The organism is Corynebacterium imitans (genome assembly GCF_000739455.1).
GTDB lineage: Bacteria > Actinomycetota > Actinomycetes > Mycobacteriales > Mycobacteriaceae > Corynebacterium > Corynebacterium imitans.
In genome coordinates, this window is sequence record NZ_CP009211.1 from 578,347 (window position 1) to 597,607 (window position 19,261).

The 19,261-nt window shown below is 67.7% G+C and carries 22 protein-coding genes and 1 riboswitch; of the genes, 8 read left to right on the top strand and 14 right to left on the bottom strand.

All coding sequences use genetic code 11. From position 1 onward, the window contains the following. The first annotated feature begins 62 nt into the window (after positions 1–62). A complete protein-coding gene (locus CIMIT_RS02630) occupies positions 63–413 on the top strand; it encodes a DUF4282 domain-containing protein (RefSeq protein ID WP_051904741.1) in 351 nt (116 codons plus the stop codon). Here the strand turns inward: CIMIT_RS02630 and CIMIT_RS02635 are convergent. The 7 genes from CIMIT_RS02635 to CIMIT_RS02665 form a co-directional block, all read right to left on the bottom strand. Beyond that, positions 410–1,498 (bottom strand): ThiF family adenylyltransferase, encoded by a 1,089-nt coding sequence (locus CIMIT_RS02635; RefSeq protein WP_038588767.1) that lies wholly within the window; start codon positions 1,496–1,498, stop codon positions 410–412. The genes CIMIT_RS02630 and CIMIT_RS02635 overlap by 4 nt on opposite strands. After that, a complete protein-coding gene (locus CIMIT_RS02640; protein WP_038588770.1) occupies positions 1,495–2,286 on the bottom strand; it encodes a thiazole synthase in 792 nt (263 codons plus the stop codon). Before CIMIT_RS02640 ends, CIMIT_RS02635 begins: the two co-directional genes overlap by 4 nt. A gap of 2 nt (positions 2,287–2,288) precedes the next feature. Next, entirely contained in the window at positions 2,289–2,486 is a 198-nt protein-coding gene (gene thiS / locus CIMIT_RS02645; protein ID WP_038588773.1) for a sulfur carrier protein ThiS, read from the bottom strand. Between the two features lie 9 nt (positions 2,487–2,495). Beyond that, the gene (thiO, locus tag CIMIT_RS02650; protein WP_038588776.1) at positions 2,496–3,581 is read right to left on the bottom strand and encodes a glycine oxidase ThiO; all 1,086 of its coding nucleotides are present in this window, start codon (positions 3,579–3,581) and stop codon (positions 2,496–2,498) included. After that, on the bottom strand, positions 3,578–4,228 hold the full coding sequence (locus tag CIMIT_RS02655; RefSeq protein WP_038588779.1) for a thiamine phosphate synthase: 651 nt from the start codon (positions 4,226–4,228) through the stop codon (positions 3,578–3,580). The genes thiO and CIMIT_RS02655 overlap by 4 nt, the downstream gene beginning before the upstream one ends. Beyond that, complete coding sequence (locus CIMIT_RS02660) at positions 4,221–5,729, bottom strand: bifunctional hydroxymethylpyrimidine kinase/phosphomethylpyrimidine kinase (RefSeq protein ID WP_038588782.1); 1,509 nt, start codon at positions 5,727–5,729, stop codon at positions 4,221–4,223. Before CIMIT_RS02660 ends, CIMIT_RS02655 begins: the two co-directional genes overlap by 8 nt. Then, positions 5,721–5,816: riboswitch (TPP riboswitch) on the bottom strand. (Overlaps the previous gene by 9 nt.) A 29-nt stretch (positions 5,817–5,845) precedes the next feature. After that, positions 5,846–6,124, bottom strand: coding sequence for a hypothetical protein (locus CIMIT_RS02665; protein WP_038588785.1), 279 nt, complete (start codon positions 6,122–6,124; stop codon positions 5,846–5,848). Between the two features lie 138 nt (positions 6,125–6,262). Between CIMIT_RS02665 and CIMIT_RS02670 the strand changes: the two genes are divergently transcribed. Further along, a complete protein-coding gene (locus CIMIT_RS02670; RefSeq protein ID WP_051904742.1) occupies positions 6,263–7,327 on the top strand; it encodes an HNH endonuclease signature motif containing protein in 1,065 nt (354 codons plus the stop codon). A gap of 6 nt (positions 7,328–7,333) precedes the next feature. Here CIMIT_RS02670 and CIMIT_RS02675 read toward each other — a convergent pair whose 3' ends face one another. The 6 genes from CIMIT_RS02675 to CIMIT_RS02700 form a co-directional block, all read right to left on the bottom strand. After that, the gene (locus tag CIMIT_RS02675) at positions 7,334–7,528 is read right to left on the bottom strand and encodes a hypothetical protein (RefSeq protein WP_038588788.1); all 195 of its coding nucleotides are present in this window, start codon (positions 7,526–7,528) and stop codon (positions 7,334–7,336) included. A 2-nt stretch (positions 7,529–7,530) separates the two neighbouring features. Next, the gene (locus tag CIMIT_RS02680) at positions 7,531–8,352 is read right to left on the bottom strand and encodes a carbohydrate ABC transporter permease (protein ID WP_038588791.1); all 822 of its coding nucleotides are present in this window, start codon (positions 8,350–8,352) and stop codon (positions 7,531–7,533) included. Beyond that, a complete protein-coding gene (locus CIMIT_RS02685) occupies positions 8,349–9,335 on the bottom strand; it encodes a carbohydrate ABC transporter permease (protein ID WP_038588794.1) in 987 nt (328 codons plus the stop codon). The genes CIMIT_RS02680 and CIMIT_RS02685 overlap by 4 nt, the downstream gene beginning before the upstream one ends. A gap of 88 nt (positions 9,336–9,423) precedes the next feature. Then, a complete protein-coding gene (locus CIMIT_RS02690) occupies positions 9,424–10,707 on the bottom strand; it encodes an ABC transporter substrate-binding protein (RefSeq protein WP_038588797.1) in 1,284 nt (427 codons plus the stop codon). A gap of 100 nt (positions 10,708–10,807) precedes the next feature. Next, positions 10,808–11,479 carry a TIGR03089 family protein gene (locus CIMIT_RS02695; protein WP_038588800.1) on the bottom strand — a complete coding sequence of 224 codons (672 nt, stop codon included), beginning with the start codon at positions 11,477–11,479 and terminating at the stop codon, positions 10,808–10,810. A gap of 22 nt (positions 11,480–11,501) precedes the next feature. Next, positions 11,502–13,088: an LCP family protein gene (locus CIMIT_RS02700; protein ID WP_084674246.1), complete on the bottom strand. Its 1,587-nt coding sequence runs from the start codon at positions 13,086–13,088 to the stop codon at positions 11,502–11,504. Between the two features lie 82 nt (positions 13,089–13,170). Here CIMIT_RS02700 and CIMIT_RS02705 point away from each other — a divergent pair, with 82 nt between their 5' ends. The 3 genes from CIMIT_RS02705 (at position 13,171) to CIMIT_RS02715 (ending at position 15,763) form a co-directional block, all read left to right on the top strand. Further along, the gene (locus CIMIT_RS02705) at positions 13,171–14,109 is read left to right on the top strand and encodes a glycosyltransferase family 2 protein (RefSeq protein WP_407919543.1); all 939 of its coding nucleotides are present in this window, start codon (positions 13,171–13,173) and stop codon (positions 14,107–14,109) included. Continuing rightward, positions 14,096–15,187: a mannose-1-phosphate guanylyltransferase gene (gene manB, locus CIMIT_RS02710; RefSeq protein WP_038588809.1), complete on the top strand. Its 1,092-nt coding sequence runs from the start codon at positions 14,096–14,098 to the stop codon at positions 15,185–15,187. Before CIMIT_RS02705 ends, manB begins: the two co-directional genes overlap by 14 nt. Before the next feature lie 276 nt (positions 15,188–15,463). Next, positions 15,464–15,763 carry a WhiB family transcriptional regulator gene (locus CIMIT_RS02715; protein WP_038588811.1) on the top strand — a complete coding sequence of 100 codons (300 nt, stop codon included), beginning with the start codon at positions 15,464–15,466 and terminating at the stop codon, positions 15,761–15,763. Here the strand turns inward: CIMIT_RS02715 and CIMIT_RS02720 are convergent. Beyond that, complete coding sequence (locus tag CIMIT_RS02720; RefSeq protein ID WP_038588814.1) at positions 15,760–16,233, bottom strand: metallopeptidase family protein; 474 nt, start codon at positions 16,231–16,233, stop codon at positions 15,760–15,762. The genes CIMIT_RS02715 and CIMIT_RS02720 overlap by 4 nt on opposite strands. A 94-nt stretch (positions 16,234–16,327) precedes the next feature. On the opposite strand from CIMIT_RS02720, the gene CIMIT_RS02725 reads away from it, so the two are divergent. The 3 genes from CIMIT_RS02725 to CIMIT_RS02735 are packed head-to-tail and all read left to right on the top strand — an operon-like array spanning position 16,328 to position 19,233. Beyond that, positions 16,328–16,822 (top strand): DUF3499 domain-containing protein, encoded by a 495-nt coding sequence (locus CIMIT_RS02725; RefSeq protein WP_084674395.1) that lies wholly within the window; start codon positions 16,328–16,330, stop codon positions 16,820–16,822. A 21-nt stretch (positions 16,823–16,843) separates the two neighbouring features. Further along, a complete protein-coding gene (locus tag CIMIT_RS02730; protein WP_051904743.1) occupies positions 16,844–18,217 on the top strand; it encodes a phosphomannomutase/phosphoglucomutase in 1,374 nt (457 codons plus the stop codon). Positions 18,218–18,228: 11 nt separating this feature from the next. Beyond that, positions 18,229–19,233, top strand: a complete 1,005-nt coding sequence (locus tag CIMIT_RS02735) for a hypothetical protein (protein ID WP_038588820.1) — start codon at positions 18,229–18,231, stop codon at positions 19,231–19,233. The last annotated feature ends 28 nt before the right edge of the window (positions 19,234–19,261 follow it).

A 19,261-nucleotide genomic window follows, 5' to 3' on the forward strand; every position in this document is an offset into this window, starting at 1 on the left:
GGGAGCGCAAAACCGGGTATAAGTTCGTGGTGCACCTGTAGTTCGACTGTAAAGGAATGCCCATGACTTCCAATTTCAACACCGCGCAAAGCAAGCAAACCGCCGACGGCTTCTTCTCCGCACTCTTCGACTTCTCCTTTTCCCAGTACATCACCCTGAAGTTCGCCCGCGTGATCTACCTGATCTCCGCCGTGCTCATCGGTCTGTGCTGGGTCTTCGGCCTGCTCGTGTCGCTCGCAGCGTTCAGCGACGGCTTTGGCTCCGGCCTGTTTGCGCTCATCGGCTTCCTCATCGTCGGCACGCTGGCCGCGCTGGTCTCGCTGATCAGCGCGCGGGTCACGCTGGAATTCATGGTCTCGGCGATCAAGACGGCGCAGAACACCTCCGAGATCGCAGAGGCGCAGCGCCGCTAAAGCCCACCCGGGAGGCTGTGTAGCGTGAGTCCGCGCGCGGCGGCGGCCTCGCCGAAGCGGGCCACGAAATCGGCCGAGCGCTTTCCCGAGGCGCAGTAGACCACGACGTCACCCGCGCCGCGCAGCTCATTGAGCAGTGCGAGCGCGGCGTCCGGGTCTTCGCGCCATACCGAGGCGGGCAGGTGTACAGACTGTTGCGGCAGGTCCTTGATCGCCTTCTCGCCGAGTTCGCGCACGTCCAGCGCGGTGGCGTTACCGCCGGCGACCTGCGCGAGCAGGCGCGTTTTCTCACCGTCCTGCGGCAGCGCGCACGACGTCGCCTGAACCTCCAGTTCGGTGACCAGCTCGCGCTCCGGGTCGGCGGCGACCTCGAAGCGCCGCACCGTCCCGGCGAGCGCCTCGTAGACGTGCAGCACGCCGACCTCGGCGTCCATGCCCGCGAGGTACTTCACGGCCTCGGTGGCCATCAGCCCGCCGACGACCGAGGTGGTCACCCCGAGCACGCCCGCGGTGGCGCAGTCCGGCGTGTCTTCGGGTGCCGGGTGGGTGGGGTAGAGGTCGCGCAGCCCGACCCCGCGCTCAAAAGGCCCCGAGTGCCACAGCGCGAGCTCGCCGTGGAAGCGCAGCACCGAGCCCCACACCAATGGCGTGCCGGTAATTTCGGCGGCGTCGGCGGAAAGAAACTTGGTGCCAAACGTATCCGAGCCGTCGATGACCAAGTCATGCTCGCGGAAGAGCTCGGGCGCGTTGGAAGCATCGAGCCGCTTGCGCAGCGGCACGATCGTGGCGTCCACGCGGTGGCGGCGCAGCTGCTCGGCCGCCACCTCCACCTTCGGTCGGCCCACGTCGGCTGCGCTGAACAGGATTTGGCGGTGGATGTTCGTGTCATCCACCACGTCGTCGTCAATCACCGTGAGCGTGCCGACGCCCGTGGCCACCAGCGCCTGCATCACCGGGCAGCCGAGCCCGCCCGCGCCGACGACGAGCACCCGCGCCCGGTTCAGCGCCTCCTGGCCCGCCAGCCCGAAGCCCGGCAACAGTGTTTGGCGCGCAGTGCGCCGCAGCTCAGCGTGAGGCAGGTTCATAGGACCTCATCCGCCCAGCTCGCCAGGCCTTCAAAGCTTGACGACGCCAACGCCCCCTCCGCATGCGTCCGCCGCGGAATCCGCCCCGCGCCCCGAGCCAGCCGGCCCGCCTCCACCGCATGGCGCATCGCGCGCGCCATCGCGACCGGGTCCTGGCAGCGGTTGACCGCGCTGGCGAGCAGTACGCCGTCGCAGCCGAGTTCCATGGCGGCGGTGGCGTCGGAGGCGGTGCCGACGCCGGCGTCGAGAAGCACGGGCACCTGCGCACGCGCGCAGATCAGCTCGATGTTGTGCGGGTTCAAAATGCCAAGCCCGGTGCCGATCGGCGAGCCGAGCGGCATCACCGCATGCACCCCGACCTGCTCCAGGCGGGCGGCGACGACCGGGTCGTCGGAGGTGTAGGCAAGCACGACGAAGCCATCGGCGACGAGCAGCTCGCAGGCGTCGACAAGCTCGACGACATCCGGCAGCAGCGTGTGGTCATCCGCGATGACCTCTACCTTGACCCAGTTCGTGCCGAGCGCCTCGCGCGCCAGCTGCGCGGTGAGCACCGCGTCGCGGGCGGTGCGGCAGCCCGCGGTGTTCGGCAGGGGGTCGATGCCGAGCCGGGTGAGCATCTGGAAGACACTCTCGCCACCGTCGGCGCGGGCAGCGTGCCGACGCATCGCCACCGTGGTCAGCTGCGTACCGCTGGCCACCAGCGCGTCCTCGAGCAACTGCTGGCTGGTCGCCCCGCCGGTGCCCATGATCAGGTGCGAGTCGAATTCCTTGTCGGCGATGTTCAGCACGGCTAGCCTCCTTGGACGGCGGTGAGGATGTCGACGGTGTCGGCGTCGGCAAGCAATTGGCCCCAGCGACTTGCGGGCACAACCTTGCCGTTGACCGCGACGGCGACGCCTTCCGAGTGGCCGACGACCTCGTCGACGAGCGACTGCACAGTCGGCGCGGTGTCGAAGGTGCGGGGCTGATCGTTGATGGTGATGCGCATGATGCTCCTTTACAGTTCGTGGCGGGCGGGGTCGCAGGCGGAGATATCGACGGCCGTTTCGCGCTCGAGCCCGAGGTCGGCACCGACGCGCGCGCCGAGCGCCGCCAGCAGGATCCCGTGGCGGAAATAGCCGGTCGAGACCACCAGGTTCTCGCCGCGTAAGCCCAGGTAGGGCAGGTCGTCGGGCGTGCCGGGGCGATTGCCGACGAGCGCCTCCACAAGCTCGCAGTCCTCGATGGCGGGGACGACGCGGATGGCGTCGCGAAGCAGCGTGTACACGCCGTCGACCGCGGGACGTACGCGCGCGTCCTCGCGGCTGGTCGCGCCCACGGCGATGGTGCCGTCGGTGCGCGGAATGATGTAGACGGGGCGGTCTTCGACGAAAGCGCGCACGACGCGGCCGACCGGCATGCGGCCGGCAAGGCGCAGCATGTCGCCGCGCACCGGGCGCAGGTTCAGTGGCAAGCCGAGCGCGCTGGCGCCGAGCCCGTTGCAGACGTAGACGGTGTCGCCGCGCAGGGTATCGACGCCGACGCACCTATCGCCCTCCCAGCGCAGTGCGTGAGCCTTTTCGCGCACGAGGGTCACGCCGCGCGATTGCAGCTCGCGCAGCAGGGCGGCGGCGAACATGCGCGGGTTGACCTGGTGGTCGCCCGGAATCTCCACCACGCCCGCCAGCTGCGGGCTTAAGCCCGGCTCCTGCGCGCGTGCCTGGCGCAGCGTGAGGCGGTCGACGTCCATGCCGTGGGCGTGCTGGTGCTCGGTGAGTTCGCGCAGGTGGGTGGCGTCGGCGCGGTCGGCGGCGACAACGAAGGTCGACTCGGTGCGGTACCCGACCTCGGCGTCCGGCAGGTCCGCGATGAGCGCAGGGTACAGCGCCGCCGACTCCAGCATCAGCGGGTAGAGCGGCTCCTGGCGGTACTGCACCTCCGCGGCAGGGGCGAGCATACCGCCGGCGACGTTGGTCGCGCCGCTTGCCGGGGCCGGGTCTATCAGCGCGATCTGGCGCGGGTCCACGCCGCGGCGTGTGAGTTCGAAGGCGGTGGTCAGGCCGATGATGCCGGCACCGACGATGAGGTGTGCGAAGCTTTTCACGACGCAGCCTCGAAATCTTTAACGATGCCCGCCGCCATCGCGCGCGGGTCCTCGGCGCGCATGAACCCGCGCACGATCGCCACGCCGGCCACGCCCGTGGCGGCGAGCGCCGCGGCATCCGATGCGTGCACGTCGCCGATCGCCACGACTGGCACCTTCGAGGCGGCGACCAGCGGCGGGTAGCCGTCGAGGCCGAGCGGGGCACGCCCGGAGTCCTTCGTCGGGGTCGGGCGGAATGGGCCCGCGCCGACGTAATCGATCACGTCGGCGTACGCGTTTGCCGCCTCCACCAGCGCGAGCGTGCCGGTGGTCAGCCCGAGGATCGCGTTGGGTCCAAGCAGCTCGCGGGCGGCGCGCGGGTCCATGTCGTCCAGGCCGATGTGCGCCCCGTGGATGTGGTGGGTTTGCATGAGGTGGGCGGCGAGGGGGACGTTGTCGTCGATAAGCACGCGCGTGCGCGGGTTCGCCGCGGCGACCGCATCGGCGACCTCGCAGGCGAGCCGCTCGAGCGCCGGCTCGGCGATCGGCTTGCTGCGCACCTGGATCACACCCGCCCCGCCGGCTGCGGCCGCGGAGGCAACGCGCGCAACATCGGCGGCAGGCTGGCCCGTGACGAAGTAGCAGCGCAGGTCAAGCGAGCTAGGCATCGCGCACCACCCACGCGCGGTCGGCCTGGTCGAAGAAATCGAGCTCGTAGCGCGAGGCGACCGCGCACGCGCGCACCGCCGCATCCAGCGCGTCGGGGTTCGCCGCAAGCGTGGCCTCGCAACGCTCGATCGCGCCGCGCACCGCCTCGTGGAAGCCGTCGCCCGCGTAGGTGGCCAGCCAGTCGCGGTAGGGGTGCGCGTCGTGGTTGCGCTCAGCCAGACGCGCGCCGACCTCGTAGTAGAGCCAGTAGCAGGGCAGCACCGCCGCCTGCCCGATCGCGGCCGACTCGCCCAACGTCGAAGCGAGCAGGAAGTCGGTGTAGGCGCGCGTGACCGGCGAAGGCAGCGTCTCGCGGCCCAGGTCAGCGAGCCAGGTGCGCTGCATCTCCTGCTCGTCGGCGATCGCGGCGTCCGCATCCGATGCCCACGCGCCGCCGAGCGCGCGCAGTGAGCGCGCGTACTTGGTCAGGTAATAGGCGTCCTGCTCGAGGTAGAACATGAAGTCGGCGTGGTCGAGCGTGCCGTCGCCGAGCGTGCGGATAAACGGCAGCTCCATGATCGCGGTGAGGTAGGGCGCCGAAGCGTCCCACAGTGCCTGGGTGTGCGGACCGGCGGGCTTAGCCAGAGGTGGGGTTGGGCCGGCGTCGATAAGCAAGAAGTGCTCGGGGTTGCAGTCGGCGGCGCGCTGCATGCGGCGGCCCACATGGCCGTGGTCGACGGGGCCGCGGCCGTGCCCGACGGCGAGCGCGTCGGCGTGCGCGATCGCCTCGTGCAGCCAGCGAGACGCCCACTCGGTCGCCGCGGGCGTATCGAAGCCGGCCCCCAGGCGCGTGGCCAGCGCCGAGGAAAACGAGCAGCCCGTGCCGTGCGTGTTCTTCGTCTCCACGCGGGTCACCGGCACGTGGTGCACGCTGTCCGCGGTGACCACGGCGTTGTCCGCGCGCTCGCCGGTGAGGTGCCCGCCTTTGACGATGACGGTCGTGCCCAGCGTATGCGCCAGGCCTTGCGCCTGCGCGATCGCGGCGTCGAAGTTTTCGGCCGGGTCAACGCCAGCAAGGACGGCGAGTTCGGGGAGGTTGGGCGTGATGACGTCGGCAAGCGAGGCGAGCTCGCGCAGCGCCTCTTCCGCCTCGCGCGTGAGGAGCCTATCGCTTGACGACGCCACCATCACCGGATCCAACACCACCTTGCAGTCGCGCGCGTGTGTGGTGAGGAACTCGCGCACCACCTCGATGATTTCGGTGGTGCCGAGCATGCCGATCTTGATCGCGTCGATCGCCACGTCGTCGGTGATCGAGCGCAGCTGCGTGCGCAGAAAATCGATCGGCGGGGTGAAAATCTCCTGCACGCCGGTGGTGTTCTGGGCGACGAGCGAGGTCACCACGCTGTAGGAAAAACCGCCGGCGGCCTGGATCGATTTGATATCGGCCTGGACTCCTGCGCCCCCGGTCGGGTCGGTGCCGGCGATGGTCAGAATGCGGGGCAGGGCAGGTGTATTCATGTGGGACATCCCTTCGCTAGGTCGAGCTAGAGCAGGTTCGACGGGTTTGATCTCAGCACCACGTTGGGTGCACCCCGTGTCACACTGGCGACGCTAGCACAGCGCCCCTGCCGCACTTAGAAGGGGAGCGCGATGCCGATCGCCGGGGCGGAGAAGTACAGCCAGCCGGCTGCGAGCGCGCCGAAGACGGCGAGCAGGCCGAGCACTGCGCCGAGGACGTCCAGGCTCTTGCCGACGTTCACGTTTGTGGTCTCGGCGGGAGCTCTGTCGTTCGAGTCGACGTTGACGTTGGCGTTGGCGACCACCTCGTTGCTGTCGGTCGTGTCCTGCGCGAGCGCCGGTTGCGCGGCGGCGAGCAGTGCCAAAGAGGTGAACGTTGCGGTGATGTACTTCATGCTTCTACTAGTAGCAGGCGGAAAAGGGTATCCCTATTAGACGCATGAATTGGGCTGCCGGTTCCCTTTTGGGACGAAAGTGGAATACTTCTCACATTTGCTTGTTTGCGCAGCTCATGGGTGTTTATGGTGGGTGGCATGAATCTCGTAGACGCACTGATCGCCCAGGACCGCGCCGGCATCGCCATCGTTGCCGACGCGGCTTCAGCGAGCGTCTCCGAGCTGGTCGCCCGCGGCATGGACCGCGACCGCGCCGAACAACTCGCGCTCGCCGCCGAGGTGTTTTACGGGTCGGTGCGCAACAAGAAAGCACAGGCCGCCTGTGTCGCGGCGGCGCGGGAAAACGGGCACCGACTAGACACCCTGGCGTATATCGCACGGTCTTCGCGCTCGCTGGACTCCGATAAAGACCGGTGGCACTATCGCCAGAAGCTTTGTGAGACTGAAGGTGACATGCGCACCGTGGTCAAACGCGCGAAAGCCTTGAAGAAGGAACTCAAACCGCCCGCACCGCGTGCGCCGAAAGCCTCGGTGACCTTCCACGACACAGGCTGGTCCACAGTCCACATCACCGGGCGCACCACGGATATCCTGCCGGTGTATCGCGCGGCGAAAGACGACCCGCAGGCGTGGCTGAGGGACACACGCACGGGTGGCGATGCGGCGATTACTACCGTGTTGAACATGGACATCGGCGACTTCGTCCAGTGGCGCATGTGCGACGACGGCGAGGTTGAAGTCCAGCTGACCAACGGTGAGTGGCTGCGCGGAGCCGAGCTGGTCAACCGGAAGCTGCGGGCGGCCGGGTACATCGCGCTGATTTCAGCTACGGACGGGCCGGTCAACCTCTACCCGGTGAAATTTGAGCGCCACGCCACGCGCGAGCTGCGCGCCCTAATGAGCGCCGACGGCGCCACCTGCGCGTGGGCCGGCTGCAACCAGCCGGCGGATTTCTCCGAGGCGCACCACATCCAGGAGTGGTCCAAAGGCGGTGCCACGGAGGTCGAGAATATGTGCTGGTTGTGCACTTACCACAACCGGCAAAACGGCAGGCCGGACCGGGGCAGGATGCAGCGGATCGGCGGCCAGATCATGTGGCAAAGCCCGAAAGGCTACCTCACGCCCCGAGGCGTAAAGCACACCGACCCGGCACGAAGACACGCCCGAGCCGCACACATCCCAGCAACAGGACCGCCCGGTTAAAAGCACCTACGTGTCGCGCCACGCAAGCCAACGCCGCACGAGCCACCACTCGGCAACCGCGAAAGCACCGGCGAGCAGTCCTGGCCAGATCGCGGGCTCGGCGCGAAAGAGATTGACCAGGCCCTGCACCAGCGCCACGAGCGCGAAGAAGCCGACAAAACCGATGATGGCCTGCCACATGAGGTCTTTGCGCTGATCCATGCTTAGCCCTTCACGCCGCCTGCGGTCAGGCCTGCGACGATTCGGCGCTGGAACACCAGCACCATGATGATCAGCGGCACGGTCACCAGCGAGCCGGCCGCCATGATCGCTGCGTAGGGGTACTCGAACGCGCTCGGGCCCGAGAAGCGCGCGATCGCGACGGTCACCGGCTCGGTCGCGGTGGTGGACAGCTGGCGCGCAAGCATGAACTCGTTCCACGTCGTGATGAACGCGATGATCGCGGTGGTGAAAATCGCGGGTGCGGCCAGCGGCAGTAGCACGAGGCGGAACGCCTGGCCGCGTGTTGCGCCGTCGACACGCGCGGCCTCCTCGAGCTCCCACGGCAGCTGCTGGAAGAAGGAGATGAGCGTGTAGACGGTCAGCGGCAGTGCGAACGAGATGTTGGGGATGATCATCGCGCGGTAGGTGCCGATCCAGCCGAGGTCGCCGAACAGCTGGAACAGCGGCGTGACCAGCGCGATGCCGGGGAACATCGACGCCGCCAGAATGATGCCGGTCACGATCCCTTTGCCGGGAAAATCGAGCCGCGCGAGCGCGTACGCGGTGAACACGCCGACGAGCACGGCAAGCGCGGTGGTGGTCAGGGAGATCAAAAGCGAGTTACCGATCGCCCCGAGGAAGTTGTTGCCCTTGTCGGTGGCGAGCGCGTCGCGGAAGTTCTCCAGCGTGACGTGCGTCGGCCACGGCGTGGTGTCGAAGGTGTGCGACTTGTCGCGCAGGGCGGTGATCAGCATCCAGTAGAAGGGGGCGAGCCCCCAGAACATGATGAAGATGACGCCTGCGTAGTGCCAGAATTTTCTCATCGCGAGCCTTTCTTGCTTTTCGACGCCCGCCTGCCCCCAACATCAGCGCCCAAGAACCGAATCATGACGAAGGCGACCGTGAAGATGAGCAGGAAGATCAGCGTGGACAGGGCGGAGGCACTGTTGAAGTTGCCTTGGCGCATGTCTTCGACCACGAGCTGGGAGATCGTGGCGGTGGGCGAGTTGGAGGAGCCCGAGATCATGATGACGGGCAGGTCGTACATGCGCAGCGCGTCGAGGGTGCGGAAGAGGATGGCGACCATGAGCGCCGGTCGTACCAGCGGCAGGGTGATGCGGGTAAACGACTGGAAGGCGGAGGCGCCGTCGACACGCGCGGCCTCGTAGACGTCTTTGGGGATCATCTGGAGCCCGGCGAGGATGAGCAGCGCCATGAACGGGGTGGTCTTCCACACGTCGGCGACGATGACGGCGGCGCGCGCGGCGGTGGGGTCGGTCGTCCACGCGATGTCGGTGCCGAGCAGCGAGTTGACGATGCCCGCGGGCGCGAACATGAACTGCCACAGCTTCGCCGTCACCGCGGTCGGGATGGCCCACGGGATGAGTACGGCGGCGCGGATGAGCGCGCGGCCTTTCGACGGGTGGTTCATGATCAGCGCCATCACCATGCCGAGGACCGTCTCCAAAAGGACGGTGACCACGGTGAAGAACAGCGTGATGCGCACGGCCGGCCAGAAGTCGGTGGCGAGCACGCCGGGCGGGCAGGAGCCGACCTCACCGGAGGCGGTCATGCAGCGGTTGGTCAGCCAGTACAGGTAGTGCTCGGCACCGGCGAAGCCACCCTCGGTGAACACGCCTGTGGTCGGGTCGAGTGTCTTGTCGGCTTGGAAGGAGAGCCAGATGGCACGCAGGATCGGGTAGCCGATGACGACGGCCAGCACGGCCAGCGCGGGCGTGACGAGCAGCGCGGCTTTGCGCGTGTCGCCGCGCGGTTTGCGCGCGCGGGTGGGGGAAGCGGTAGTCATGCACCACACTCCAGTTCTGTTTGGGGCCTACACGGGCAAAACGCCCGCGACCGTAGTGTAAACGGTGGCGGGCGTGAGCAACCAGGTACTAGGAGGCCTGCTTGATGGCAGAAGCCATGTCCTTCGTTGCGTCGTCGACGCTCTTGCCGGAGGTCAGCGCCGCGTAGGCGTTGTCCTGGATGGCCTTAGAGATCGCCGGGTAGAACGGGGAAACCGGGCGCGGCTTCGCGTTCTCCAGGGACTCCTTCAGGGCCGGCAGATAGGGGTGCTTCTCGACGAGCGCCTCGTCATCGTAGATCGACGCGAGCACCGGCGGGAAGGAGTTCTCGGCCAGGGAGAGCTGGTTCTCCTCGTTGATGATGAACTTCATGAAGTCCAGGGCGGTCGCCTTGTGCTTCGAATTGACGTTGATGCCGTTGTTGTAGCCGCCGAGGGTGGACACGCCCACGCCGTCCTTGCCAACCAGCGGCTGGACCTCGAAGTTCAGGCCCGCCTCCTCGGCGTTGGAGTACATGTACGGCCAGTTGATGGCCAGGGCGGTCTTGCCCTCGGTGAACGCGAGGTTGGTCTCCTCCTCCGTCGCGGCGGTGGAGGACTGGGCGATGGTGCCGTCCGCGTAGGCGTCGACAAGCGCCTGGAGGCCCGCCTTGGCCTCGTCGGACTCGACGGTGGGCTCGCCGGACTCGTCGATGACCTCGCCGCCCCAGCCGTTGATGAAGCCGAGCGTGTTGACGGTCAGGCCCTCGTACTGCTTGAGCTGGGTGGTCAGGCAGTCGGTGTCGGACTCGACGGCCTCGCAGGCGCTGCGGATGTCGTCGAAGGTGTCCGGCGCTTCCTCGATGATGTCGGTGTTGCGGAAGAGCAGCTGGCCGTTGGTGTTCTGCGGCAGGGCGACGAGCTTGCCGCCGTAAGTTGCCGAATCCACCGTGGACTGCAGCAGGCCGGAGGTATCCACCTCGTAGTCGCCCTCGAGCGGCTCGAGCCACTGGTTGGCGGCGAAGTCGGCGGTCCAGACCACGTCGAGCGCCATGACGTCATAGTCGTCGTTGCCGGCCTGCAGCGACTGCACGAGCGTGTCGCGCTGGTCGTCCGCCTCGCCGGCGAGCTCCTTAAGCGTGACCTCCTCGTCCGGGTGCTCGGCGTTCCACTTCTCGATGATGGGGATGAGCTTGTCCGTGTCGTTGCGGCCCATCGCGAAGGTGATCGGGCCGCGGCCCTCGCCCTCGGCGGCGGTGTCACCGGACTCTGCGGCGGTGGTGGAATCAGTTTCGGTTGACTCGGTGGAGTCGCTGGAGCAGGCAGCGAGCGACGCGCCGGCCAGTGCGATCGCGCACAGCGCGGCACCAGTCTTGCGGGAAGCGGTGAAGTGCATACGGAAACCTTTCGTAGTTACTGGTTTCCCACAATGTATAAGCCACACCCGTATCGCGTACGCGGATTTCCGGTTTTGCCCACCAACGGGGGTAGGCGGATCAGTCCTCGCCGAGGATCTGCTCGATCTTCTCGGTGTCCATGATTTCTTCGCGCCTGTCTGCGGAAATCGGCCCAGCCGAGGCGCAGACGGAGCCGCCCGCGGCGAGCGGGGCGAGCACGAAGTCGCGGAACTCGGCGGCGGTGCGCCAGCCCGGCACCCAGTACCTGGCAGGCCCCAAGTCGGGGGTGGCAAACTCGGCCAGCTCGGGCGAGGCACCGAAGTACTGGTCCCCGTAGAAACGCACGGTGGGGCCGAAGTCGACGGTGCCGAACGGCAGCTCGCCGCCGGCCTCCACCACGCCGCGGCCGAAGGGGTCGTCGGAGACCACGACGCAATCCGGCACTTCGGCCCAGCGCGCGGCATTATCGACGGTGGTGAAGATGGTGGTTGGCGTGGCGTCGGCAAGCAGCTCGGGCGCGAAACGCACGGTGCGGCCGGAGTTGTACGCGCCGAGCGCGATGACGGCGGACTGCCACGAGGTCGGCAGGTCGATGGCGATCGGCGCGTCGGCGTCCAGCTCGAATTCCTCGTCGAGCAAGTTGGCGACCTTGCTGGCCCAGTTGTCCAACGTTTGGGCGGAGAACTCCATGCGCGCGCCGCGGGCGTCGTCGTAGACAGTCAGGCGCGGGCTGGCGGGGTCAGTGCGAAGAAGCGGCGAGAGCATGCTCATGCCCGCCGATCATACGCGCAGGCTAGTTCACGCAGCGGGGGCCGTCGCCGCCGGCATCGATCTCCGGGCCGGTCTCCGCCGCGCCGAAGTCTTCGCCCGGTGTGCCCACCGGCGTATCCGAGCTCGCCTCCTCGCGCTCCTCGGGGCTGAGCAGGGCGGGGCCGGCGTAGTCCGCGGCGATCACCACGATGAGGCTGCCTGCGTCCACATTCGCGTTCGACGTCACCGGGATCCCGCCGAGGCGGTCGGCGAGTTCCTTGGCGGCCGGGTCCTCCGGGTTCGCGGCGACGATCTGGCTTTCCCAGTACACGCCGTCCATCGCGTTGGAGACGTCGGCGACGCGCATGCCCTCGTCGGTGAGATAGTCGCCGACCGCGCCGGCCTGGCCGGTGCCCGCGCCCGCGTTGAGGATGTACAGGCTCAAGTTCTCAAAGCCGACCGCGGTGCCTTCCTGGCTGTGCTCTTCGGTCTCGCTGGTCGGGGTTTCTTCCTCCGGCTCGACGACCTTCTCCATGAAGCGCTGGACTTGGCCGGGGTCGACGGTGACGATGGACTCGCCATAATCACCCGTACCGTTGACCGAGGTCACCGGGATGGTGGTGAAGGTGACGTTGCCACCGCCCAGGCCCGACATCTGCTGCGCAAAGCGCACGACGTCCCAGCCGCGGTCCAGCGTGACGGAGCGCTCGGCTGCGTTCGACAGCTCGCGCAGGGTCGCCGGGTTGGTCAGCGTGCCGGCCGAGAGGATCTTCTGCACCAGGGACGCCATGTACGCCTGTTGGCGCACGATTCGGTCCAGGTCGCCGCGCGGCAGGTCGTGGCGCTGGCGCACGAACGACAGCGCCTGGGTGCCGTCGAGGGTTTGCTCGCCGGCGGGGAAGTTTGCGCCCGAGAGCGGCTCGTTGACGGCGGCGTTGAGGCAGACGTCGACGCCGCCGACGGCGTCGGTAAGCAGCACGAAGCCCAAAAGCCCAACCTGCGCGAAGTGGTCGACCTCCACGCCGGTGAGGTCCGCCACCGCGTCGATCAGCCCCTCCTGGCCCGCGCGCGCGACTTGCTGCTCGAGCTGGGCGTCCTCGGCGGCGCCGTCGGCAAGCAGCTTCTCCCGCTTTTCGCCCGCGTGCGCCGCGTAGACGCCGTTGATCTTCATGTTGCCGTAGTCATCCGTGTGGATGTAAGTGTCGCGCGGGATCGAGATGGCGGTCGCGCGCGAGCCGTCCTCGGGCACGCGCACGATCATGATGGTGTCCGTGTTGATCTCGCCGTCGGCCTCACCCGCGTTCAGGCGCGCGAGCTCGTCTTCGGACAGCGGGTTGCCCTGGGCGTCCGTGCGCGAGTCGGAGCCGACGAGCAGGATGTCGACCGCCCCGTCGAGTACCTCTTCCTTCTTGCGCTTCTTGCCGCCGATATTCAGCTCGGAGGCAGACAGCTGGTTGTCGAGCTGGCCGACGGTGAAGTAGCCCACGCCGGAAAGCACCAGCGCAGCGGCGGAGGCAGCCGCAAGCACCCCCTTGACCACGGGGTGGCCCGATTGCTTCAGGTCCCTCGCACGGGAGGGGGCCGGCTGGATGTCTCGGGCGCGCCTGGGGTTGTCATTCACGGGCAGCATTATACGGCATGGTGTACGTATTGCCCGCGCGGCTTCGTGCGCCGTACCCGGGTTTCGTCGCGGCAGTCGGTATGCTGAGCGCATTGTGAGAAACGACGAAGGAAGACGCCAACCAGCTTTGGCTGTGGTCACGGTGACGTTTTCGCCGGGCGAGCACTTGGCGCAGCTTGTGGGCTCGCTGGAGCAGGCGACGGGCCGCGACGTGGTGCTGGTGTGCGCGGATAACGGCTCGACCGACGGCGCGCCGCAGGCCGCCGCCGAGCGTTTTACGCACGTGGAGTTTCTCCCCACCGGCGGCAACATTGGCTACGGTGCGGCGATCAACGCGGCGGCGCGCGCGCTGGCTCCGCGGCGGGCGAGCGGGGAGATCGACCCGGAGGCGTTTTTGGTGGTCAACCCGGACGTTGAGTTCCAGCCGGGCAGCGTCGATGAGCTGCTGCGCTGCCTGCACGCGACGCCGCGCGCGGGTGCGGTCGGCCCGCGGATTGAGGAGGCCGATGGTTCGGCCTACCCCAGCGCCCGCCAGGTGCCAGGGCTCGCGGTGGGCATCGGGCATGCCCTGCTTTTCGACGCCTGGCCGTCCAACCCCTTCAGCGCCACCTACATGGCCGGGGCGGATATGGATGCGCAGCGCGAGGCAGGCTGGCTGTCCGGCGCGTGCCTGCTGGTTCGCTGGGAGGCCTTCGATGAGATCGGTGGCTTCGACGAGCGGTACTTCATGTACTTGGAGGACATTGACTTCGGCGATCGGCTCACGCGCGCCGGGTGGAGTAACTTGTACTGCCCGTCGTCGGTAATCCTGCACGACCAGGGGCATGTGGCGCACAAGCACCGGCGGGTGACTGTGCCGGCGCACCATGTTTCGGCGTACAGGTTCCAGCGAGATCGGCATCCGCAGTGGTGGCAGGCACCGCTGCGGTGGTGCCTCTGGCTGGGGTTGAAACTGCGAAGCGCGTTGCAGTTGCGCTCGCGCGCGGCACAGAAAACGGAAGTGAAGGACGAAAACCATGGAACACGTTGAAGCGCACCCGGAGAATACGGACGCGGTCATCCTGGTTGGTGGTCGTGGGACGCGCCTGCGCCCGCTGACGGTCAACACGCCGAAGCCGATGCTGCCGACGGCCGGCTACCCGTTCTTGAGCCACCTACTGGCGCGGATCAAGGCGGCGGGCATGCGGCACGTGGTGCTTGGCACCTCGTATAAGGCGGAGGTGTTCGAGGAGTACTTCGGTAACGGCGCGGACTTCGGCCTGGAGATCGAGTACGTCGTGGAAGAAGAGGCGCTGGGCACCGGCGGCGCGATCCGCAACGTGGCGGACAAGCTGCGCCATGACAACGCGATGGTGTTCAACGGTGACGTGCTTTCCGGCGCGGACTTGAGCGCGATTCTGACGACGCACGCGGAGCACGATGCGGACGTGACGCTGCACCTGGTGCGCGTGCCGGACCCGCGCGCGTTTGGCTCGGTGCCGACGGACGCGGACGGCAACGTCGAGGCCTTCCTGGAGAAGACGGAGGACCCGCCGACCGACCAGATCAACGCAGGCTGCTACGTGTTCAAGCGCGAGGTGATCGATCAGATCCCGGCGGGCCGCGTGGTGTCGGTGGAGCGCGAGGTCTTCCCGGGCCTGCTTGCCGACGGCGCGAAAGTGGTCGGCCACGTCGACTCCTCCTACTGGCGCGACATGGGCCGCCCGGACGATTTTGTGGAGGGCTCCTCGGACCTGGTGCGCGGGATCGCGTACTCACCGCTGCTGGAGGGGCGCACGGGCGAGTCCTTTGTAGACGACTCGGCCGGGGTGGCCGGCGGCGTGATCCTGATTGGCGGTACTGCCGTGGGGCGCGGCACCGAGATTGGTGCGGGCTCGCGCATCGACGCCTCCGTGGTCTTCGACGGTGTCACGATCGAGCCGGGCGCGGTGGTGAGGAATTCGATTGTCGCCTCCGGGGCGCGGATTGGTGCGAACTCGCGGATCGTGGACTGTGTGATCGGTGAGGGCGTGCAGGTCGGCGCGCGCTGCGAGCTGCAAGCGGGCATGCGTCTGTGGCCCGGGGTGAACATCCCGGATTCCGGCATTCGCTTCTCGCCCGACGCTTAACGGCGGGGGAGCGACACGCGGTTTTGCGCAATTAGTTACCCGCGGGCGGGGTGCCTACCACATGTAGTACCCCCGCGAATCACCCCCGGCGCGTCGGCTATGTGACGAATGTGACTGGAGTGGCGAATGACGTGGGCAATGCGAAGAAGTCGCGCACGAGTTGCCGGATTATGTTGCGGCTATTTAGTGCTTCGGTGTGTAATCGCTTGTGTAATCACATCGACGTGAGTTGATGAGCACGCTACAGGTACGACAACAACGGAAGGAGGGGGAGGCGTGGAAAATAAGGCAAATAACGCCAACGTCCGTGGCGCGACCGCGGACGGCATGACCCTCGAGGAGTTGTTTGGCGCTGTCGAGAAGGAATGGCAGGACCAAGCGCTGTGTGCGCAGACTGATCCGGACGCATTCTTCCCAGACAAGGGCGGATCTACCAGGGAGGCCAAGCGCATCTGCAAGGCCTGCGCCGTGCGCGACGAGTGCCTGGAATACGCGCTGGAGCACGACGAACGCTTCGGTATCTGGGGCGGGCTCTCTGACCGAGAGCGCCGCCGCTTGAAGAAGCAGATCGGCTAAAAGGGAAACGCGTCGTCGATATCGCGCGGATCCAAGTTGAGATAGTTCGCCACAAGAGCAGTCAGGACCCAGTTCAAAAGTTCTGACTGCTCTTGTGCTGTCTTGGCCCGTCGCTCGATGGGGCGGCGGAAGATGACCAGGCGGGGTCGGGTCGGGGCCCCGTGGCGATCCACCCCGGCGGGCAGGACGCGGCCGAGGGGGACAGGCCCGTCGGCGACCACCTCGTCGGGAAGCACGCTCATGTCGGCGCGCAGCCGCATCCGCGGAATGGTGTCGACGGCGAGGTCCACCCCGGCCAGCTGCTCCGCGTACGCGTTGTGCAGCGGCGCGTAGGTCTCCAGCACGAGCTGGTCGAAGGCGCTCGAGCGCGTGCGGTAGCGCGGCACACCCACCGGCAGTAGCGGGCCCTGCGGGCCGCGGCCGTGGCGGTCGCGGGCGGTGCGCAGGTGCAGCGGGGAAGAACCTCTCATAGGCCCACATCCTAGGGGTCGCGCGGCGCGGTTTCGGTGGGGCGCGCCGCGTTGCACTTCACAAACCTCAAGGAGGGGTTTAGACTTGGGCGGCGTGAATACATTCCGTCGTTGCTGTCGTCCTGGCTGCGGTCGCCCCGCCGTGGCCACCTTGATCTATGCCTACGCGGAATCTACAGCCGTGATCGGCCCTCTCGCCGTGGAGAAGGACCCGCACGCCTGGGACCTGTGCGAGAAGCACTCCGCGCACATCACTGCGCCGGTGGGGTGGGACATGGTGCGCGTCGAGCAGGTCGACATCGAGGAAGACGCTGAGCACGAAGAGCCCGAGGAGGGGAACTTCGACGACTTGGACGAGTCCGAGCTCACCGCGCTCGCCGAGGCGGTGCGCGAGGCAGGCCGCGTGACCACCGGCCTGGTCGACACGTCCGCCGACCCGATCGAGTACTCCGCGTCCCACGACTTCAACGACCCGGCCACCTCGAATCACCCGGTGCACCGCACGAAGCGGATCGAGGCGCACGTCGCGGCGCAAAAGGCGCAGCGCCGCGCCCACTTGCGCGTGGTTCCGGATACCGAACAGGAGTAGCTGGCGCGTAGACTATCGCGCATGGCAATTGCACATACGGAAGCTTCTCTGAAGAACGTCATCAAGGCGTACGACGTCCGCGGCGTGGTCGGCGAGACGATCGACGCCGATTTTGTCCGCACCGTCGGCGCAGCCTTCGCGCATATCCTGCGCGGCGAGGGGGAGACCACGATCGCGGTGGGCTACGACATGCGCCCGTCGTCGCCGGAGCTTGCGCAGGCCTTCGCTTTAGGGGCGAGCGAGCAAGGCCTCGACGTGCTCGCGCTGGGCTTAACCAGCACCGACGAGCTCTACTTCGCTGCCGGCACGCGCGGCTGCGCGGGCGCGATGTTCACCGCTTCCCACAACCCGGCCAAGTACAACGGCATCAAGCTGTGCCGCGCGGGCGCGACCCCGGTCTCGACCGACACGGGCTTGGCCGAGATCGCCCGCATGCTTCTCGACGGCGTTCCGGCCACCGACGCCGCCCCCGGCACCATCACCGAGGCCGATGTGCTCGACGACTATGCCGCCTTCCTGCGCAAGCTCGTTGACGTCCCCACGCGCCGCCCCCTCGTTGTCGCAGTCGACGCCGCCAACGGCATGGCCGGGCTGACCGTGCCCGCGGTGCTCGGCGACATGGATATCCGCCCGCTCTACTTCGAGCTCGACGGCACCTTCCCCAACCACGAGGCGAACCCGCTCGACCCGAAGAACCTTGTCGACCTGCAGAAGTTCACCGTGGAGCAGGGTGCGGACATTGGCCTGGCTTTCGACGGGGACGCGGATCGTTGCTTTGTGGTGGATGAGCGTGGGGAGCCGGTGAGTGCGTCGTCGATAAGCGCACTGATCGCGCGCCGCACACTTGCGACGCACCCGGGTGCGACGATTATTCACAACCTGATCACCTCGCAGGCGGTGCCGGAGATCATCGTCGAACACGGTGGGACGCCGGTGCGCACGCGCGTCGGGCACTCCTACATCAAAGCCGAGATGGCGCGCACCGGCGCGGTTTTTGGCGGCGAGCACTCCGCGCACTACTACTTCGCCGACTTCTTCAACGCCGACTCTGGGCTGGTCGCGGCGCTGCACGTGCTTGCGGCGCTCGCGGAGCAGGACGCGCCGCTGAGCGAGCTGATGGCCGAGTACAACCGCTACGCCGCTTCCGGCGAGATCAACTCCGAGGTGGCGGACCAGGACGCGGCGACCCAGCGCGTCATCGACGCGTTTGCGGACCGCACTGAAAAGCTCGACCGGCTCGACGGGGTGACCGTGTGGCTGAGCGGCACCAAGGCGTGGTTCAACGTGCGCGCCTCCAACACGGAGCCGCTGCTGCGCCTGAACGTTGAGGCGGAAACGGTAGGAGAAGTTGAGGAGTTAGTCGAGGAGATCCTGGGAATCATCCGCGCTGCGTAAGATTGCGGGGTATGAGCGACTACTACGAGGGTGCCGGCAACTACGACCGCGAGACCGTCCGTTTCTTCGACATCGCCCACGAGGGCGCGCAGGTCAGGGCGATTATCGACGCCCTCGCGCCCCTCGCCCAACTCCACGGGCTCAACCCCCGTAGCCTGGTCGTGCTGGCGACCGACCAGATCGCGCGCGCTGCCGCCCGGGCGGTGACGCAGGTCCGCGAGCCGCTGCCGCTGCCGGTGGTGGTCACCGACACGCTGCCGGGATATGTGGGCGCGCTTGACGTGGTCGTGGTGGTTGGGGACGCGGCCGACCGCGAGGACGACCTGCGCGCGCTGACGACCGCCGCCCAGCGCGGCGCGGAAACGGTGCTGGCAGGGCCCGCGCGCGGCCCGATCGTGGACGAGGCGCCGCGCTCGACTGTGGTCGTGCCCGCCCTGCCGACAGCGATGGGGCCCTCGCCCGCGCGCACCATCGCGGTGGTTGCCGCGGTGCTCGACGTCCTCACCGCGCGCGAAGTGGACGTTGAAGCGGTTGCGCAGCGCTACCGAGTGCTCGCCGACGAGCTCGACGCCGAGCTGACCGCCGTCTCGCCGGAGCGCGACGAGGACGTCAACGCAGCCCGCCAGCTGCGCGCCTTCATCCGGGACGCGCGAGTGGTCCACACAGGGGTGACGCGCCACGGGGCGGCGCTCGCGGAACTCGTGGCAACGCTGTGGTCGTGCCGCGGGCTGGCGAGCGGCGTGGTCAGCGCCGAGGAGCTGTCGCAGGCACTCGAGCTGGCACGCGGCACGCACGCGGCTGCCGACGACATCTTCCACGATCCATTCCTTGATGGGCCGGTGGAACTGGTACCCTTGAAGGTCGTTTGCTGGGCGCAGCCGGACGCCGACGCGTCGGCCGGGCCCAATACGCGCGCCGAAACCGTCGCCTCGCAGGAATTGGGCGAGGCCGCCGCGGCGCTGCGACTGCTGGCGCGCGCGTACGCCGTGACCGCGCTCGACGACCCGGCGCTTTAGGCCTTTAGGCGCTGTGCGCCAAGAAGAG

What these genes read in the sequence shown, in the direction of transcription:
- CIMIT_RS02670 (WP_051904742.1), top strand. Translation starts at nt 6,263, where the DNA reads ATGAATCTCGTAGACGCACTGATCGCCCAGGACCGCGCCGGCATCGCC.
- CIMIT_RS02700 (WP_084674246.1), bottom strand. Translation starts at nt 13,088, where the DNA reads ATGCTGCCCGTGAATGACAACCCCAGGCGCGCCCGAGACATCCAGCCG.
- CIMIT_RS02680 (WP_038588791.1), bottom strand. Translation starts at nt 8,352, where the DNA reads ATGAGAAAATTCTGGCACTACGCAGGCGTCATCTTCATCATGTTCTGG.
- CIMIT_RS02690 (WP_038588797.1), bottom strand. Translation starts at nt 10,707, where the DNA reads ATGCACTTCACCGCTTCCCGCAAGACTGGTGCCGCGCTGTGCGCGATC.
- CIMIT_RS02635 (WP_038588767.1), bottom strand. Translation starts at nt 1,498, where the DNA reads ATGAACCTGCCTCACGCTGAGCTGCGGCGCACTGCGCGCCAAACACTG.
- CIMIT_RS02675 (WP_038588788.1), bottom strand. Translation starts at nt 7,528, where the DNA reads ATGGATCAGCGCAAAGACCTCATGTGGCAGGCCATCATCGGTTTTGTC.
- CIMIT_RS02655 (WP_038588779.1), bottom strand. Translation starts at nt 4,228, where the DNA reads ATGCCTAGCTCGCTTGACCTGCGCTGCTACTTCGTCACGGGCCAGCCT.
- CIMIT_RS02730 (WP_051904743.1), top strand. Translation starts at nt 16,844, where the DNA reads ATGGCAATTGCACATACGGAAGCTTCTCTGAAGAACGTCATCAAGGCG.
- CIMIT_RS02660 (WP_038588782.1), bottom strand. Translation starts at nt 5,729, where the DNA reads ATGAATACACCTGCCCTGCCCCGCATTCTGACCATCGCCGGCACCGAC.
- CIMIT_RS02720 (WP_038588814.1), bottom strand. Translation starts at nt 16,233, where the DNA reads ATGAGAGGTTCTTCCCCGCTGCACCTGCGCACCGCCCGCGACCGCCAC.
- CIMIT_RS02695 (WP_038588800.1), bottom strand. Translation starts at nt 11,479, where the DNA reads ATGAGCATGCTCTCGCCGCTTCTTCGCACTGACCCCGCCAGCCCGCGC.
- CIMIT_RS02665 (WP_038588785.1), bottom strand. Translation starts at nt 6,124, where the DNA reads ATGAAGTACATCACCGCAACGTTCACCTCTTTGGCACTGCTCGCCGCC.
- thiS (WP_038588773.1), bottom strand. Translation starts at nt 2,486, where the DNA reads ATGCGCATCACCATCAACGATCAGCCCCGCACCTTCGACACCGCGCCG.
- CIMIT_RS02685 (WP_038588794.1), bottom strand. Translation starts at nt 9,335, where the DNA reads ATGACTACCGCTTCCCCCACCCGCGCGCGCAAACCGCGCGGCGACACG.
- manB (WP_038588809.1), top strand. Translation starts at nt 14,096, where the DNA reads ATGGAACACGTTGAAGCGCACCCGGAGAATACGGACGCGGTCATCCTG.
- CIMIT_RS02630 (WP_051904741.1), top strand. Translation starts at nt 63, where the DNA reads ATGACTTCCAATTTCAACACCGCGCAAAGCAAGCAAACCGCCGACGGC.
- CIMIT_RS02735 (WP_038588820.1), top strand. Translation starts at nt 18,229, where the DNA reads ATGAGCGACTACTACGAGGGTGCCGGCAACTACGACCGCGAGACCGTC.